At 74.5% G+C, this 16,158-nt stretch carries 17 protein-coding genes; 4 read left to right on the top strand and 13 right to left on the bottom strand.

Annotated elements, in window-relative coordinates; all coding sequences use genetic code 11:
* Nucleotides 1-59 precede the first annotated feature (59 nt).
* From pruA to ACQZ2A_RS19105, 6 genes are all read right to left on the bottom strand, one after another.
* Complete coding sequence (gene pruA, locus ACQZ2A_RS19130) at nucleotides 60-1,688, bottom strand: L-glutamate gamma-semialdehyde dehydrogenase (protein ID WP_430214215.1); 1,629 nt, start codon at nucleotides 1,686-1,688, stop codon at nucleotides 60-62.
* A 101-nt stretch (nucleotides 1,689-1,789) separates the two neighbouring features.
* Nucleotides 1,790-2,212 (bottom strand): DUF6912 family protein, encoded by a 423-nt coding sequence (locus ACQZ2A_RS19125; protein WP_430214214.1) that lies wholly within the window; start codon nucleotides 2,210-2,212, stop codon nucleotides 1,790-1,792.
* A gap of 22 nt (nucleotides 2,213-2,234) precedes the next feature.
* Entirely contained in the window at nucleotides 2,235-3,680 is a 1,446-nt protein-coding gene (locus ACQZ2A_RS19120) for a WS/DGAT/MGAT family O-acyltransferase (protein ID WP_430214213.1), read from the bottom strand.
* A 12-nt stretch (nucleotides 3,681-3,692) separates the two neighbouring features.
* A complete protein-coding gene (locus ACQZ2A_RS19115; RefSeq protein WP_430214212.1) occupies nucleotides 3,693-4,040 on the bottom strand; it encodes a hypothetical protein in 348 nt (115 codons plus the stop codon).
* A gap of 92 nt (nucleotides 4,041-4,132) precedes the next feature.
* The gene (locus ACQZ2A_RS19110) at nucleotides 4,133-4,957 is read right to left on the bottom strand and encodes a P-loop NTPase (protein WP_430214211.1); all 825 of its coding nucleotides are present in this window, start codon (nucleotides 4,955-4,957) and stop codon (nucleotides 4,133-4,135) included.
* The gene (locus tag ACQZ2A_RS19105) at nucleotides 4,954-5,613 is read right to left on the bottom strand and encodes an SAF domain-containing protein (protein ID WP_430214209.1); all 660 of its coding nucleotides are present in this window, start codon (nucleotides 5,611-5,613) and stop codon (nucleotides 4,954-4,956) included. Before ACQZ2A_RS19105 ends, ACQZ2A_RS19110 begins: the two co-directional genes overlap by 4 nt.
* A gap of 101 nt (nucleotides 5,614-5,714) precedes the next feature.
* Between ACQZ2A_RS19105 and ACQZ2A_RS19100 the strand changes: the two genes are divergently transcribed.
* Nucleotides 5,715-5,951: a helix-turn-helix domain-containing protein gene (locus tag ACQZ2A_RS19100; protein WP_430214207.1), complete on the top strand. Its 237-nt coding sequence runs from the start codon at nucleotides 5,715-5,717 to the stop codon at nucleotides 5,949-5,951.
* Between the two features lie 19 nt (nucleotides 5,952-5,970).
* Here the strand turns inward: ACQZ2A_RS19100 and ACQZ2A_RS19095 are convergent, their stop codons facing one another.
* Entirely contained in the window at nucleotides 5,971-6,666 is a 696-nt protein-coding gene (locus ACQZ2A_RS19095) for a GNAT family N-acetyltransferase (RefSeq protein ID WP_430214205.1), read from the bottom strand.
* A gap of 48 nt (nucleotides 6,667-6,714) precedes the next feature.
* Nucleotides 6,715-7,257, bottom strand: a complete 543-nt coding sequence (locus tag ACQZ2A_RS19090) for a hypothetical protein (protein WP_430214204.1) — start codon at nucleotides 7,255-7,257, stop codon at nucleotides 6,715-6,717.
* Nucleotides 7,258-7,354: 97 nt separating this feature from the next.
* Between ACQZ2A_RS19090 and ACQZ2A_RS19085 the strand changes: the two genes are divergently transcribed.
* Both ACQZ2A_RS19085 and ACQZ2A_RS19080 read left to right on the top strand, forming a co-directional pair.
* Nucleotides 7,355-8,044 carry a LysM peptidoglycan-binding domain-containing protein gene (locus ACQZ2A_RS19085; RefSeq protein ID WP_430214202.1) on the top strand — a complete coding sequence of 230 codons (690 nt, stop codon included), beginning with the start codon at nucleotides 7,355-7,357 and terminating at the stop codon, nucleotides 8,042-8,044.
* The gene (locus ACQZ2A_RS19080) at nucleotides 8,041-8,580 is read left to right on the top strand and encodes an Rv3235 family protein (RefSeq protein WP_430214200.1); all 540 of its coding nucleotides are present in this window, start codon (nucleotides 8,041-8,043) and stop codon (nucleotides 8,578-8,580) included. Before ACQZ2A_RS19085 ends, ACQZ2A_RS19080 begins: the two co-directional genes overlap by 4 nt.
* Nucleotides 8,581-8,685: 105 nt before the next feature.
* Here ACQZ2A_RS19080 and secA read toward each other — a convergent pair whose 3' ends face one another.
* The gene (gene secA, locus ACQZ2A_RS19075; RefSeq protein ID WP_430214199.1) at nucleotides 8,686-11,568 is read right to left on the bottom strand and encodes a preprotein translocase subunit SecA; all 2,883 of its coding nucleotides are present in this window, start codon (nucleotides 11,566-11,568) and stop codon (nucleotides 8,686-8,688) included.
* Between the two features lie 168 nt (nucleotides 11,569-11,736).
* Here secA and ACQZ2A_RS19070 point away from each other — a divergent pair, with 168 nt between their 5' ends.
* Nucleotides 11,737-12,876, top strand: coding sequence for a GNAT family N-acetyltransferase (locus tag ACQZ2A_RS19070; RefSeq protein ID WP_430214197.1), 1,140 nt, complete (start codon nucleotides 11,737-11,739; stop codon nucleotides 12,874-12,876).
* Here ACQZ2A_RS19070 and ACQZ2A_RS19065 read toward each other — a convergent pair.
* The 4 genes from ACQZ2A_RS19065 to ACQZ2A_RS19050 form a co-directional block, all read right to left on the bottom strand.
* Nucleotides 12,866-14,065 (bottom strand): winged helix-turn-helix domain-containing protein, encoded by a 1,200-nt coding sequence (locus ACQZ2A_RS19065; protein ID WP_430214195.1) that lies wholly within the window; start codon nucleotides 14,063-14,065, stop codon nucleotides 12,866-12,868. The genes ACQZ2A_RS19070 and ACQZ2A_RS19065 overlap by 11 nt on opposite strands.
* The gene (locus ACQZ2A_RS19060) at nucleotides 14,058-14,759 is read right to left on the bottom strand and encodes a response regulator (protein WP_430214193.1); all 702 of its coding nucleotides are present in this window, start codon (nucleotides 14,757-14,759) and stop codon (nucleotides 14,058-14,060) included. Before ACQZ2A_RS19060 ends, ACQZ2A_RS19065 begins: the two co-directional genes overlap by 8 nt.
* 59 nt (nucleotides 14,760-14,818) lie before the next feature.
* Nucleotides 14,819-15,463 carry a ribosome hibernation-promoting factor, HPF/YfiA family gene (gene hpf, locus ACQZ2A_RS19055; RefSeq protein ID WP_430214272.1) on the bottom strand — a complete coding sequence of 215 codons (645 nt, stop codon included), beginning with the start codon at nucleotides 15,461-15,463 and terminating at the stop codon, nucleotides 14,819-14,821.
* A gap of 159 nt (nucleotides 15,464-15,622) precedes the next feature.
* A partial coding sequence (locus tag ACQZ2A_RS19050) for a ComF family protein (protein ID WP_430214191.1) occupies nucleotides 15,623-16,158 on the bottom strand: 536 nt, incomplete at its 5' end.

The raw sequence follows: 16,158 nt of genomic DNA, 5'->3' as shown, positions 1-16,158 counted from the left end.
CCGGGGGCGCCCGCCACGGGGGTGCCCCGGGGGCCGGCCCTGGCTCGGGACGGCCGCCGTCAGCCCATGTGCGGGTAGCGGTGGTCGGTCGGGGGCACGAACGTCTCCTTGATGGAGCGCGTCGAGGTCCACCGCATGAGGTTGGCCGCCGAGCCCGCCTTGTCGTTGGTGCCCGAGGCCCGGCCACCGCCGAACGGCTGCTGGCCGACGACCGCGCCGGTCGGCTTGTCGTTGACGTAGAAGTTGCCCGCGGCGAAGCGCAGCCGCTGCATCGCGTCGGCGACGGCCACCCGGTCCTGGGCGATGACCGCGCCCGTGAGCGCGTACGGCGCGACCGACTCCATCTGGTCGAGGACCTTGTCGTACTGGCGGTCCGGGAAGACGTGGACGGCGAGGACCGGGCCGAAGTACTCGGTCGAGAACATCTCGTCGGTCGGGTCGGACGACTCGACGATCGTCGGCCGGACGAACCAGCCCTGCGAGTCGTCGTAGGTGCCGCCGGCCACGACGTCGAGGTGGCTCGTGGCGTGCGCCCGGTCGATGGCGGCCTTGTGCTTGGCGAAGGCGCGGTCGTCGATGACGGCGCCCATGAAGTTCGACAGGTCGGTGACGTCACCCTGCGAGAGGCCGTTCGTCAGCTCGACGAGGTCCTTCTTGATGACCTTCCAGACCGAGCGCGGCACGTACGCGCGCGACGCGGCCGAGCACTTCTGGCCCTGGAACTCGAACGCGCCCCGGATCAGGGCGGTGCGCAGGACGTCGGGGTCGGCGCTGGGGTGGGCGAGCACGAAGTCCTTGCCGCCGGTCTCGCCGACGATGCGCGGGTAGTGCCGGTAGCCCGTGAGGTTCTCGCCGATGGTCCGCCACAGGTGCTGGAAGGTGGCGGTGGACCCGGTGAAGTGCAGGCCCGCGAAGTCGGGGTGGGACAGCGCGACGTCGGAGACCGCGACGCCGTCGCCGGTCACCAGGTTGATGACGCCGGGCGGCATGCCGGCCTCCTCGAGCAGCTCCATCGTCAGCTGCGCAGCGAGCTGCTGGGTCGGCGAGGGCTTCCAGACGACGGTGTTGCCCATGAGCGCCGGCGCGGTCGGGAGGTTGCCCGCGATGGCCGTGAAGTTGAACGGCGTGACGGCGTAGACGAAGCCCTCGAGCGAGCGGTGGTCGCTGCGGTTCCAGACGCCGCGGGAGTTGGCCGGCGGCTGCTCCTCCATGATCTGGCGGGCGAAGTGGACGTTGAAGCGCCAGAAGTCGATGAGCTCGCAGGCGGCGTCGATCTCGGCCTGGTAGGCGGTCTTGCTCTGGCCGAGCATCGTCGCGGCGTTGAGCTTCGCGCGCCACGGGCCGGCGAGGAGGTCGGCGGCCTTGAGGAGGATGCCGGCGCGGTCGTCGAAGGACAGCTCGCGCCAGCCGGGGGCGGCGGCGCGCGCGGCCTCGACGGCGGCGGTCGCATCGGCCTTGGTCGCGCCCTTGGAGACGCCGAGGACCTTGCGGTGCGCGTGCGGCTGGCGCACCTCGAACCGCTTGCCCCCGCCCATGACGCGCTTGCCACCGATGGTGTGCGGCAGCTCGTGGCGCACCGAGCCGAGCTCGGCGAGCGCGACCTCGAGGGACGCGCGCTCGGGGCTCCCGGGGGCGTAGTCGAGGACGGTCTCGTTGATGGGGGCGGGGACGTGGGTCACAGCGTCCATGGGGTAGGGCACCTCGCTCGGGTCACGACGACGGAATCCCGCCCACTCTCGCCTCCGGCGCTCCCCCGACGCAACTCGCGCCGGTCAGCGCGGTGCCGGGCTCAGGGCGCGAGGAGCGCGCGCACGTCGTCGAGCTCGGTGACGTCGTACCAGAGCAGGTCCGCGGTGCCGGTGCCGCCGGCCTCCTCGTCGACGTGGAACGAGACGACCCGTGTGCGGGGCACCCCGGCGCCGAGCTCGACGCGGGTGGGGACGTCGGGCCGCTCCGGCACCGAGACGACGGCGGCGTCGACGTCGGCGGAGGCGACGACCCGACGGGCGCCCGCGGCCCGGGCCGAGGCCTCCTCGGTGGCCGCGACCCACGCCTCGTGCTCGAGCTCCTCCTCGTCCGTGGTCAGCCCCGGCCGGCCGAGCGCGGGCGTCACGCCGTGCGCGGCCAGCGGCGCCGGGCCGAGGTCGCGGCCGGCGGCCAGCGCGTCGAGGTCGTCGGGGGTCAGCGGGAGGTAGACGCGGGTCAGCGGCATCGGGGCGTCCTTCGGTCGGTTCTCACGGGCGGCGGCCGCGCGGCCGGGGGGCGTCGAGGAGCTCCTGGAGCGCGTCGACCAGCCCGCGCCCGAGGACGTCGGCGTCCGGGATGGCGTCGCGGTCGGCGTACAGGCCGAAGTAGACCCCGCCGTCGTAGGACGTGAGCCCGATGGCGAGCGCCTGCCCCGCCCCGAGCGGCGTCACGGGGTAGGTGGACACCATCTGCGCGCCGTCGGCGAACAGCGGTGTCTGGGGCCCGGGCACGTTCGTGACGACGACGTTGTGCAGCCGGCGAGAGACCATCCCGCCGAGCCGGGCGCCGAGAGCGTGCAGGGTCGGTGGGGCGAAGCCGCCGACGCTCGTGAGCGCCTCGGCGGAGACCGCCCGGCGGCCGCCACCCTCGGTCTGCTGGCGCATCGAGAAGGCGATCTGGTGCAGGCGCATCGACGGCTTAGGTTCTCCGACAGGCAGATCGACGAAGCACGCGGTGACCTCGGCCGAGGGTGGGGCGTCCTCGCCGACGTCGGCCGAGCGCACCGACACCGGGACGAGCGCCCGCACCGTGGTGCCGGGGTAGACCGGCTCGCCGCGGGTGAGCAGCCAGGACCGGAACGCGCCGGCGATGGTGGCGAGCACGACGTCGTTGATCGTCACCTCGTCGGCGAACGACCCGCGGCCGAGGCGGGTCCGGACGGCGCGGTAGTCGTCGAGGTCGGTGCCGACCATCACGTAGCGCCGCGCCCGACCGACGGGCGCGTTGAGCGGGGACTCGGGCGCCGGGCGGGCCGAGACGCGCGCCAGCGTGGAGAGCACGTCGCCGGCGACCGAGGCGACCTTCGAGGCGGTGCGGGCGACGTCGTCGACGCCGCTGCGGACGGTGTCGACGAGCTGGCTCGGGGTGCGCACGACATCGGCGAGGGCCCCGACGAGCAGCTCGGCCGAGCTCGGCTCCGGGCGGGGCCGCCAGGTGGCCAGGACGCCGTCGGCGCCGGAGGCGTTGCCGTCGACGAGGACACCGCCGATGTCGACGCCGTTCACGCCGTCGACGAGGCTGTGGTGGCTCTTGGTGATGATCGCGAAGCGGTCCTCGGCCAGCCCCTCCACGAGGTAGATCTCCCAGAGCGGCCGGGAGCGGTCGAGGGGCCGGGGCTGGATGCGCGCCACGAGCTCCTCGAGCTGCTCGTCGGATCCGGGGCGCGGGAGGGCGCTGCGCCGCACGTGGTAGCCGATGTCGAACGCGGCGTCGTCGACCCAGACCGGGTTGCCCAGGCCACCGGGGACGGTCTTGATGCGCTGCCGGTACCGCGGGACGTGCGCGATCCGCTCGCTGATGAGGTCGACCAGCCGGGAGTAGTCGAAGCCGCCGGCGGGGACGTCGAAGACCATGACCGAGCCGACGTGCATCGGCGTCGTCGCGTCCTCGAGGCGGAGGAAGGACGTGTCGAGGGCGCTCAACCGGTCTGTCACGGGACCATCGTGTCAGACCCGCACGCGCGCCCGGCGGCTCCTCCGGTCGGTGCCGGAGGTGTCGGGGCAGCGTTCGTCGAGGACGGCCGCCACCCCGGCGACCGCGGCGACGAGCGGCGACCGGGGACGGACCTCGGGGAGCGCGCGCCCGGTGAGCACGGCCTCGTCGCAGTCGTCGGGGGCCCAGGGCAGCATCCGCACCTCCTCGAGGCCGGCGAAGCGGCCGAGGACGTCGCGGATGGTGCGCTCGGGCCGCGGGCCGGCCGCCGAGGCCCGGACCTTGTTGACGACCACCAGCGGTCGCGGCGCCGGCAGCACGGCGACCTCCTGGACGCCCCGGACGAGCCGCTGCAGGCCCACGGGGTCGGCGGCTCCGACGACGACGAGGTGGTCGGCGACCTCGAGGGCGGTGAGCGTGGCCGCGTTGCGGCGCGGGGCGGCGGTGTCGTAGCTCAGCTCCTCGTCGTCCTCGAGGGCGAAGCCGGTGTCGACGACGACGTGGTCGACGACGCCACGAGCCAGGCGCAGGACGTCCTCGACGGCGCCGGCGCGCAGCTCCGCCAGCGGTCGGCGCGCGGGAGGCCGGTGAGGACGCGCAGGCGGGGCAGCACCTCGGGCGCGAGCCGGGCCAGCCCCGGCACGTCGAGGGTCCCCTGCTCCGAGGCGCGCGCGGCGGCCGCGACCCCGGGCGCCTCGTCGACCAGGCCCAGCAGCTGGGCGACGGAGGCGCCCCAGGTGTCGAGGTCGACGAGCAGCGTGCGGATGCCCGCGGCGGCGAGCCGGGCGGCCAGGGTGACCGCGACGGTGCTGCGGCCCGGGGCGCCGGTCGGTCCCCAGACGACGGTGACCCGGGTCGGGACGCGTGGGTCGGGGGCCGGGAGGTCATCGGGGGCCTCCTCGGCGGGGCCGCCCGGGCGCGAGGTGGTGGCGTCGGCGAGCGCGCCGAGGGCGGCGGCGACGACACCGGCGTCGTCGCCGGGGTGCAGGACCGTGGCCACCCCGAGCTGGCGCAGCCGCCGTTCGCCCTCCTCGTCCTCGGGCGTCACCAGCCCCGCGACGCGGACGCCGTGGCCGGCCAGGTGCCGCAGCGCGTCGCGGTCGAGGCCGCGCAGGTCGGGCGAGACCACCGCGACCCGGGCCACGCCCGCCGCCCCGGTGGACAGCAGCTCGGCGAGGTCGGCGCAGCGCCGCACGAGGGTGATGCCCGGCGCCTCGCCGAGCACCTCGACGAAGGCGGCCTCGTGGCGGTGCGTCAGCGCCGTGAGGACGGTCGTCACGGAGTGCCGCCGGGGACGGGGACGAGGGTGATGCGCGCGCCGACGTCGACGTCCGCGACGAGGTCGCGCACGGCGTCACGAGGGACCATGACCCGCACGGCGCGGGTCTGCTCGGCCCCGGCGAGCACCGAGTCCTCCTCGGCCACCGCGACGACCGAGATCGCCTCGAGGACGCGCTCGGGGCCCTGGTACCGGACGACGCCCACCGAGCCGCCGTCGGCCGGCCGGTTCACGTAGACGTCGACGACGGACCCACGCACCAGCGAGGCGGCGGAGGTCGCGTCGACCTGGAGCGCGACCTGCTGGACGCCGACGTCCGCTGCCGAGCCGACTCCCGAGCGGGGGACGAGCTCGCCCGGGCGCAGCTCGCGCAGGGCGTAGACGTCCGCGGGCAGCGGACCGTCGGCGGCGAGGTACCGCGCGGTCTCGTCGCCGAGCTGGACGCGCACGACGGTGACGTCGTCGGCGGTGAGCCGCTCCCCCGGTGCGAGCGTCCCGGACGCGGCGTACACCGGAACCCGGCGGTCGGCTCGGGCGAGCACGAACCCCCCGAGCACGGTCGAGACGAGGACGAGCAGGACCCCCACGAGGAGACGCGAGTCCCGCCACGACGGCGCCCGGAGCCGGGAGGCGGTCGGGGTCGGCAGATCGGTCATGACGGCGATCCTGCCCGACACGCGCACCCCCCGCAGGACGAACACGGCAGCCTGTGGACAACGCGGTCGGGGGCCCGCACCCGGGGTGGCAGACTGGCGAGGTGCCGCGACGCTTCATCCCGCTGACCGAGGTCTCCGAGATCCTCGACATCTCCGCCGCGCAGGCCTACGCGCTGGTCCGCAGCGGTGACCTGCCCGCCATCAAGGTCGGTGGGCGCGGGCAGTGGCGCGTCGAGACCAGCGAGCTCGAGGGCTACATCGAGCGGATGTACGCCGAGACCCGCCAGCTCGTCTCGACCCGCACCGACCCCGACGAGGGCGACACGCCCCTCGGCTGACGGCCGTTCCCGAGCCCGGTCAGCCGCTCGGCGTCGCGTGCCCGATGGCGAGGAAGCGACGCAGGGCCGCCGCTCCCTCGACGCGCACCGGCCCCGCCGGGCGGACGAACGTCGCCGGCGTCACGGCCACCCGCTGCTCGTCCACCTCGCGCTCCCCGTCACGCAGGTGCTGGACGATGCGCCGCCGGCCCTCCTCGGTGTAGCCGGTCTTGCGGCTCACTGCCGCCGAGGCGTGGTTGCCGACGACGTAGCCCGACTCGCACCGCTGCGCGCCGAGCTCGTCGAGGGCGAAGCCGACGACGAGCTGCCGGACGAGGGTGCCGGTCCCCCTCCCCTGGTGCGCCCGGCCGAGCCAGGAGCCGGTGTCCACGGTCCGCGACCGCGCGAAGTCCAGCGCGTGGAGGTCCTGCATGCCGGCGAGCACCCCGTCGCGGCGGACGGTCAGCGCGAGCCGCCACTCCTCCGGCGCGAAGGTCGCGCGCTGCGTCCACCACCAGCGCAGGGAGGTCGTCGGGAAGCCGTCCGGCTCTCCGGGCCCCCAGGGCTCCTCGTGCCACGCCCGCAGGAACGGCATCGGAAGGTCCGGTGACTGGATGCCCGCGTGGGCCAGCTCCACGAGCTCCGGGAGGTCGTCGTCGCGCAGGACCCGCAGCTCGACGTCGCCGCACGCGATCCGCAGCGCGAACGGCGGGAAGACGTCCTCGAGGGTGAGCATGCTGCACCCTGCCAGACGGGAGGACCTCGGGGACAGCGGGTTTCCCGCTCAGCGACGGGACTCGACGGCTCGCAGCGCCCCGAACGGGACCGTGAGCAGCCGGCGCACGTTCTCGCGGCGGCGCGGCTCGCCGTCCGGGTGCTCGGCGAGGACGAGGTGGTCGGCGCCGACGACGTCGACGGTGCCGACGACCGGTGCCGCACCCGCGAGGTCGACGGCGACCGTCGCCCGGTCCCGGGCCAGCGCCCGCAGCGCGTGACCGAGACCGAAGCGCCGGGCCGTGCGGGCCGGGTCGGCCCGGGCCGGCAGGCCCTCGAGGACGACGAGCGCGGCGTGCGGGACGAGCACCTCGCGCGGCGGTGCCGCGACGAGGGACCAGCCGTCGCCGACATCGGTCAGGGTGCCGGCGACGACCCGCCCGCCCTCCAGCCGGAGGGTGACGGACGTGCCGACGGCGGCGGCGAGGCGCCCGGTGAGGTCGACCAGCGCCCGCTCGCGACGGGTGCGCTCGGCCACCTCGCTGTCGAGCTCGCGGCGCTCCTCGGCCGCGAGCTGCCCCTCGAGGTCCGCGAACAGCCCCTCCCACCTCATGGGTCCACAGGGTACGCACCACCTCTTGCCCCTCCCGGGAACACCGTCTATCGTCCACAACGTGCAAACGACAGCAAACAGCATCAAACGATGCTCTATGGCCGCGGTCGTCCTCGCGTCGGGGGTCGGGGCGGCCGTGCTGCTCGGGACGGTGCTCGCCGGCGTGGCCGACGGGGCCCGGCGGGGAGCTCCCGTCCCGCCCGCCGATGCCCTGCTCGCGTGCCTGGCCGCCCTCGGCCTGCTCGTCCTGGTCTGGCTGCTCCTCGCGGTCCTCCTCGAGGCCCTCTGCCTGGTGCCCGGCGCCGTGGGCCGCGGCGCCTCCCGGGTGGCGGAGGCGCTGTCCCCGATGGTGGTCCGTCGGGTGGCGGCGCTCGTCCTCGGGCTGGGGGTCGGCGCCTCGGGCCTGGTGGCCGGGACGGCGAGCGCGCAGGTGCGCGCGGTCGCGCCGGCGCCGACGACCTCGGCGGACCCGCTGCCCGACCCCGCCTGGCGTCCCGCACCGGACCCCGGCTGGACACCCACCGCCCCCACCGTGCGGGCCCAGCCGGACGTCACGGTCGTCAGCGGGCGCGGCCGGGCCCCGGCGGCCGTCCACGAGGTGGTGGTGCACCGTGGCGACTCGCTGTGGTCGATCGCCGCACGGCACCTCGGGCCCGGTGCCACCGACGCCGAGGTGGCCGCGGAGTGGCCCCGCTGGTACGCGGCCAACCGGGGCGTGGTCGGCCCCGACCCCGACCACCTCCTGCCCGGCCAGGTGCTCCACGCCCCCGTGGTGGTGGGGTCGTGAGCCGACCGCGCCTGCAGGTGGCTCCCCCACCGGCCGTCCTGCCACCTGCCCTGCCGCTGCACGAGGCGGTCCGCCGGGCGCGGGCGGCCGACCCGCACGCGCCGCGGGTGCCGGGGTACGTGCAGGACGCCCTCGCGGTCGACTTCTCCTGCGCCTCGGACGAGCAGGTCTTCGGCCCGCAGCGCACCCCGCGGGCCGACCTCCCGGAGCCGTCGGAGTGGGCAGGGCGGATGGCGCTGGCCCTGCTCGAGGTGATGACCGGGACGTGGCCCGCGCCCCAGGTGGTGCGCTGGACGACGCCGGAGGTCTACGCCGTCATCGCCCGCCGCGGCACGCTCGTGGCGCGCCGGGCCGCCGAGGGGCGGGCGCCGCGGCGCGCCCCGCTCCTCGTGCGACGGGTCCGGGTCTGCGAGCCGGTCGACGGCGTGGCCGAGGCCGCGGTCGTCGTCCAGGACGGGGCCCGCGTGCGCGCCGTCGCCCTGCGCCTCGTCGGCCAGGACGGCAAGTGGCGGGTCAGCGCGCTCCAGGTCGGCTGACCGGGCCGGGGGTCCCGGAGACCACGCGAGCCTCCTTCCGGTGCGCGAGCCGCCCGCAGGGGGCTCGTCCTCCGGAAGGAGGCTCGGGTGGGGTCGCCGCAGCGCTCAGCGGCGGCCGTGGCACATCTTGAACTTCTTGCCGGACCCGCACGGGCAGGGCGCGTTCTTCGGGGTGCTCGCGAGCTGCTCGTCGGTGAGCACCGTCGTGGCGCTGCCCTGCTCGTCGCGGACCTCGACCTCGCCGGTCTCGGTCGGGCCCGCGTAGTGCAGGGCACCGGTGCGCGGACGGCCGACGCCGACCCCGGACACCTCGACGTGCTTGTGACCGTCCGCGGACTCCTCCGCCGTGGCCTCCGGAGCGGTCTCGACGACGACGTCGCCGGCCGCCTCCTCGCCCGAGCCCTCGGCCGCGCCGCTCAGCGACCCGAGCATCTGCGAGACGTGCATCGGCTGCACCGCCGGGGCCTCCTGCGGCTCGTCGACCGAGACGTCGACGTGGAAGAGCAGCCCGACCGACTCCTCCTTGACCGACTCGTTCATCGCCTGCCAGAGCTGGAAGCCCTCGCGCTGGTACTCGACGAGCGGGTCGCGCTGGGCCATCGCCCGCAGGCCGATGCCCTCCTGGAGGTAGTCCATCTCGTAGAGGTGCTCGCGCCACTTGCGGTCCAGGACCGAGAGCATCACGCGACGCTCGACCTCGCGCATGACCTCCTCGCCGAGGGCCTCCTCGCGCTCGTCGTAGGCGCGGTGCGCGTCGGAGAGGATCTCCTCCTTGAGCAGCTCGTTGGTCAGCGCGTTGCGACCCCCGGCGGCCTCCTCGAGCTGCTCGGGCGTGATGGAGATCGGGTACAGCGCGCGCAGGGCGCCCCAGAGCCGCTCGAGGTTCCAGTCCTCGGCGAAGCCCTCGCCGGTCTCGGCGTCGATGTAGCCCTCGACGACGTCGTTGACGAAGAAGCGCAGCTGCTCGTGGAGGTCCTCGCCCTCGAGCACGCGGCGGCGCTCGTCGTAGATGACGGTGCGCTGGCGGTTCAGGACGTCGTCGTACTTGAGGACGTTCTTGCGGATCTCGAAGTTCTGCGCCTCGACCTGGGCCTGCGCCGACTGGATCGAGCGCGACACGAGCTTGGACTCGATCGGCTGGTCGTCCTCGAGCTTGGCGGTGGTCATCACGCGGTCGACGAGGCCGGCGTTGAACAGCCGCATCAGGTGGTCCTCGAGCGAGAGGTAGAACCGCGACTCGCCCGGGTCGCCCTGACGGCCGGAGCGGCCGCGCAGCTGGTTGTCGATGCGCCGCGACTCGTGCCGCTCGGTGCCGAGGACGTACAGGCCGCCCAGCTCGGTGACCTCCTGGTGCTCGGTCGCGACCTCGGCCTCGGCCGCCTCGAGCGCCGCGTCCCAGGCCGCCTCGTACTCCTCCGGCGTCTCGTGGGGGTCCAGCCCGCGGTCCTTGAGGGCGGCGACGGCGCGGAACTCGGGGTTTCCGCCGAGCATGATGTCGGTGCCTCGACCGGCCATGTTCGTCGCGACCGTCACGGCAGCCTTGCGGCCGGCGTCGGCGACGATGCTCGCCTCGCGCTCGTGGTGCTTGGCGTTGAGCACCTCGTGGCGGATGCCCCGCCGGCGCAGCTGCTCGGAGAGGTACTCGGACTTCTCGACCGACACGGTGCCGACGAGGACCGGCTGGCCGGCCTCGTGCTTCTCGGCGATGTCGTCGACGACGGCCTTGTACTTGCTCTCCTCGGTCCGGTAGACGAGGTCGGCCTGGTCGGCACGCACCATCGGGCGGTTCGTCGGGATCGGGACGACGCCGAGCTTGTAGATCGAGTTGAGCTCGGCGGCCTCGGTCATCGCCGTACCGGTCATGCCCGAGAGCTTGTCGTACATGCGGAAGTAGTTCTGGAGGGTGATGGTCGCGAGGGTCTGGTTCTCGTTCTTGATCTCCACCCCCTCCTTGGCCTCGATGGCCTGGTGCATGCCCTCGTTGTAGCGGCGGCCCGCGAGCATGCGCCCGGTGTGCTCGTCGACGATGAGGACCTCGCCGTTCATCACGACGTAGTCCTTGTCGCGCTGGAAGAGCTCCTTGGCCTTGATCGCGTTGTTGAGGTAGCCGATGAGCGGGGTGTTGGCCGACTCGTAGAGGTTGTCGATGCCGAGGTGGTCCTCGACCTTGTCGATGCCGCGCTCGAGGACGCCGACGGTCTTCTTCTTCTCGTCGACCTCGTAGTCGCCGCGGCCGGACTCGAGCTCGCCGCGCTCGAGGCGCTGGACGATCTTGGCGAACTCGGTGTACCACTTCGTCGGCGCGTCGGCCGGGCCGGAGATGATGAGCGGCGTGCGGGCCTCGTCGATGAGGATGGAGTCGACCTCGTCGACGATGCAGAAGTTGTGGCCGCGCTGGACGAGCTCGTCGGTGGACCACGCCATGTTGTCGCGCAGGTAGTCGAAGCCGAACTCGTTGTTCGTGCCGTAGGTGATGTCCTTGGCGTACTCGGCGCGCCGCTGCTCGGGCGTCATCGAGGCGAGGATGCAGCCGGTCTCGAGACCGAGGAAGCGGTGGACGCGGCCCATCAGCTCGGACTGGTACTCGGCGAGGTAGTCGTTGACGGTGATGACGTGCACGCCCTTGCCGGACAGCGCGTTGAGGTAGCTGGGCAGGGTCGCGACGAGGGTCTTGCCCTCACCGGTGCGCATCTCGGCGACGTTGCCGAGGTGGAGCGCGGCCCCACCCATGATCTGCACGTCGAAGTGCCGCTTGCCGATGGTGCGCTTGCTTGCCTCGCGGACGGCGGCGAAGGCCTCGGGAAGGATGTCGTCGAGGGTCTCGCCGTCGGCGAGCCGGGCGCGGAACTTCTCGGTCTCCTCGCGCAGCTCGGCGTCGGTGAGCTTCTCGAAGTCCTCCTCGATGGCCCCCACCTGCGCCGCGATGCTGTCGAGCTTCTTGAGGATGCGCCCCTCACCGGCACGCAGCAGCTTCTCGACGATCTTCACGAGCAGGACTCCCTTGGGGCAGACGACGGCGGCGGTACGGACCGCCGGACCCGCCTAGGGTAGTCGAGGCCTGCCGGCGCGCTCGCCCTGGCGGGGCGCACGAGGGGACAACGGGCCGTGCGGGGCGTCGAGTTCCCCGTGACCGGCGTCGGTGGTTGGCTGTCGCCCATGACCGACGCCGCCTGGCCCGAGGCCGTCCCCGTGCTCTCCGACGGGCACGTCCGCCTGCGCGCCCACCGGCCCGACGACCTCGAGCGGATCGTCGAGCAGAGCCGCGACCCCGAGTCCCTGCGCTGGACCACCGTGCCCCGGCCCTACGGCGAGGCCGAGGGTCGCGAGTGGCTCGCGCTCATCGAGGCCGGCTGGAACGACCTCGGGGGGAACCGGCTCTGGGCCCTCGAGGACGCCGCCGACGACCGCGGCCGCTACCTCGGGACGATCGACCTGCGCCCGACGCTCGGCGGGCGGGTCGCCGAGGTCGGGTACGGCCTGCACCCCGACGCCCGTGGGCGGGGGTTCATGGCCGGCGCGCTGCGGCTCGCGGCGCAGTGGTTCTTCGGCACCGGCGGGACCCGCGTGCACTGGCGCGCCGAGCGCGGCAACTTCGCGTCCTGGCGGGTCGCCTGGGCCTGCGGGTTCACCCACCACGGCACCCTGCCCCAGTCGCTCGCCCCGAGCGAGGGCGAGGATCCGGTCGACGCGTGGCAGGCCAGCCTCGGCGCCGACGACGTGCCGGAGGCCCGCACGCCCTGGCCCGAGCCGCTCGTCCTGCGCTCGGAGGAGGCCGGCGGCATCGTCCTGCGCCCCTGGCTCGACGAGGACGTCGACGCCCTCGAGCCGCGCGACCAGCCGGCCCACCACATGCCGGCCCGCGGCGTCCTCGAGCCCGACACCTTCCCAGAGTGGCTGCTGACCCGCCGCGAGAAGATGGCCCTCGGCACCACGCTCAGCTGGTGCGTGGCCGACGCCACCACCGGCCGCGCCCTCGCCGAGGCCCTCGTCTTCGTCACCGAGGGGACCCTCGACGACGACACCGCCGAGCTCGGCTACCAGGTGCTGCCGAGCGCCCGACGGCGGGGCGTCGCGACGGCCGCGGCCCGGCTGGTCGCCCGGCACGCGCTCGCACCCCGCGAGGACGGCGGCCTCGGGCTGCGCCGCCTCGTCGCGCAGACCGCCGAGGACAACGCCGGCAGCAACAAGGTCCTCGACGCGCTCGGGTTCGACATCTGGGGCCGCGAGACCGAGGCCGACGTGCTGCCCGGCGGCCGCCCCGTCGCCTCGCTGCACTGGGAGCTGCTCAGGCGCTGACCCCGCCGGGCAGGTCGAGCCACGTGGCCATCAGCCCCAGCTCCTCGTCGAGCTCCCGCGCGTCCTCGGGGCCGCCACGCCCTGCCTCCCACGTGCACCGGCGGACCCGCAGCACCCCCGTCCCCCGGTCGCTCTTGAGGTCGACCCGGGCCACGAGCTCGTCGCCGAGGAGGAACGGCAGCACGTAGTAGCCGTGCACCCGCAGCTCCTCGGGGACGTAGATCTCGAGGCGGTAGTCGAAGCCGAAGAGCGCGCGGGTGCGGTCGCGCTGCCAGACGAGCGAGTCGAACGGCGAGAGCAGCGCCCGGGCGTGGACGCGCCGCGGCCGCCGGGCGTCGCGGTGCAGGTAGACCGGCCGGCGCCAGCCGTCGATGGTCGCCGACAGCAGCGTGCCGTCGGCGACGAGGGAGGCGATGGCCGGGCGGGCCTGCTCGGGCTTGAGGCGGAAGTAGTCGCGCAGGCACTGCTCGCTGCCCACGCCGTGCGCCCGTGCGGAGATCTCGACGAGCCGGCGGAACGCCTCCTCGTCCCTTGGCCGGGCGGCGGGGTCGAGGGCCGCCTCCCGCAGGGCCGGCGGCAGCACCCGGGCGGGGTGCGCGTACCGGCGCTCGAACTGCTGCGTCCGGCCGGCGCTGGAGAGCTCGCCGCTCCAGAAGAGGTGCTCGAGCGCGTTCTTGACCAGGGACCAGTTCCAGCCCCAGTGCTCGCGCTCGCGCGGCAGGTCGTGGGCCAGCGCCGCCTCGACCTCGCGGCTGGTCATCGGGCCACCGGCGGCCACCTCGGCGAGCACCATCGCGACGAGCCCGGGGTGCTCGCGCGCCACGCGCTGCATCCCGCCCCAGGCGTCCGAGCGCGCGCGGCGCATCCGGAAGTCGAGCAGCGGCCAGGTCGAGGGCGGCACGAGCGAGGCCTCGTGCGCCCAGTACTCGACGACCCGGCGGGGCGCGCGGTCGCGAGCCCGGTCGAGCAGGGCGCGGTCGTAGGGCCCGAGCCGGGAGAAGAACGGCAGGTACTGGCTGCGCACGACGACGTTGACGCTGTCGATCTGGACGATGCCGACGGCGTCGAGGACGCGCTGGAGGTCGCGGGTGCCGGGCACCGGGGGGCGGGGGCGGGCGAAGCCCTGGGCGGCCAGGGCGATGCGCCGGGCCGCGGGCCGGGTCAGCCGCAGTGGGGCCGGCTCAGCCATCCGGCGGCACGAGGCGCTGCCGGTGGGCGTAGACGGCCGCCTCGACCCGGGAGTGCAGGTGCAGCTTCTCGAGGATGCTCCGGACGTGGTTCTTCACGGTGTTCTCGGCGATGCCGAGCGCCTCGGCGATCTCGCGGTTGACCAGGCCGCGCGCCACGAGCCGCAGCACCTCGACCTCGCGGTCGGTGAGGTGGCTGGCGGCGGGGTCGCCGGGGCCGCTGTCCTGGCTGAGCCGGGTGAACTCCTGGAGCAGCGTCGCGGCCATGCCCGGCGGGATGATGGCCTGGCCGTCGTGCACCCGGCGGATCGCGTCGGCGACCTCCTCGCCCGGCAGGTCCTTGAGGAGGTACCCGCTGGCGCCGGCCTTGATCGCCTCGAAGAGGTCGCTCTCGTCGTCGCTCATCGTCAGCATGAGGATGCGCGCGCCGGGGTCGGCGGCGTGCAGCAGGCCGGCGGCCTCGATCCCGCCGATCACCGGCATCCGCACGTCCATGAGGACCACGTCCGGACGGATCCGGGCGCAGAGCTCGACGGCCTCGGCACCGTTGCTCGCCTGCCCGACGACCTTGGCGGCGCCGTCGAGCTCGACGACGACGGCCATCCCCTGGCGGTAGAGCGCGTGGTCGTCGGCGATGACGACGCGGATGACACCCGGGGGGGCGTCATCCGCGTCGTCGCTCACCGTGTCCTCCACGGGGTCATCGTGTCAGGTCCGGGCCTCGAGTGCCCGCCGCACACGCAGGGTTGGACGGGTCAGGACGCCGCCACGGAGACGGCGTCGTCGCCGCCCTCGGACAGCGACCCGTCGAGGTCGAGGTGGAGGACGCCGTAGGACCATCCGCGGCGTCGGTAGACGACGCTCGCGCGGTCGGTCTCGACGTCGTGGAAGAGGTAGAAGTCGTGCCCGACCGCCTCCATCTCGCGCAGCGCGTCGGCGAGGGTCATCGGTTCGGAGCGGTGCACCTTCTCGCGCACCTCGATCGGGGAGTCGCCGAAGGGCCGGCCGTCGACGTCGACCTCGTCGGTAGCGCCGTCGGCGGGCGCCTCGATGCGGGCGGTCGCCATCGCGACCGACTCGGGGGTGCGTCTCCCCCGGTGGACCTGGCGCCGGTCCCCCTGGCGCCTGAGCCGTTCCATGAGCTTGTCGAGGACGACGTCGAGGGCGGCGTACTTGTCATCCGCGCACGCCTCGGCCCGGACGACCGGGCCCTTGGCGTAGATGGTGACCTCCACTCGGTCGCAGGCCTTGGCCTGGCGGCGGTTGGGTTCGTGACTGACCGTGACCTCGACGCGCCGGGTCCGTGGGGCGAGCTGGGTGATCTTGGCCAGCTTCTCCTCGATGTGGTCCCGGAATCGGTCGGAGACGGTCAGGTGCCGTCCGGTGACGACGATGTCCACGTGGTCCTCCTCGTGCTCGGTGGTGTGGGGGCTCAACGCTGGATCGACGTGGGCGGCACCACCTCCCGAGGAATGGGGTCCATGCACAGACGCTAGCCGTCCCCGGGGGGCCCCACAACACCGATGGACGAAGCCGGAGGTCAGGTCCGTGGAGCCGGGTCACGGTGTGGCCGCGACGACCGCGGCGACGACGTGCCGCGCCCCCGCCGCCCGCAGGGCGCGCTCGGCCTCGGCCAGGGTCGCCCCGGTCGTCACCACGTCGTCGAGGACGACGCAGACGGCCCCCTCGAGCAGCGTCCCGGCGCCCGGGGCGACGGTGAGCGCACCGCGCAGGTTGGCGGCGCGGGCGCTGCGGCCCAGCCGCGACTGGTCGGTGACCCGCCGGGCGTGCCGCAGCGGGCGGTGGAGCCGGACCCGGGGGTCGTCGAGGAGGACGAGGGCGGCCGCGGACAGGGCGGCCACCGGGTCCTCGCCGCGGCGTCCACCGGCTCGACCGGCCTGCGGGACGGGGACGGCCAGCACGGGCGCACCGGCTCCCAGGGCCGCGCGGACCACCGCGTCCTCGGCCAGCACACCGACGAGCACGGTCGCCAGGAGTCCGGCGAGCTCGGCGCGCAGGTCGGTGCGCCCGCCGTCCTTGTGGGCCGAGACCGCCCGGCGCACGGGGCCCTCGAGGACGGTCGCCGCTCGGCAGT

The organism is Phycicoccus avicenniae, from assembly GCF_050496545.1.
GTDB lineage: Bacteria > Actinomycetota > Actinomycetes > Actinomycetales > Dermatophilaceae > Phycicoccus > Phycicoccus avicenniae_A.
The sequence above is the reverse complement of the archived record's forward strand: the minus strand, read 5'-3'. Positions and strand labels throughout refer to the sequence as shown.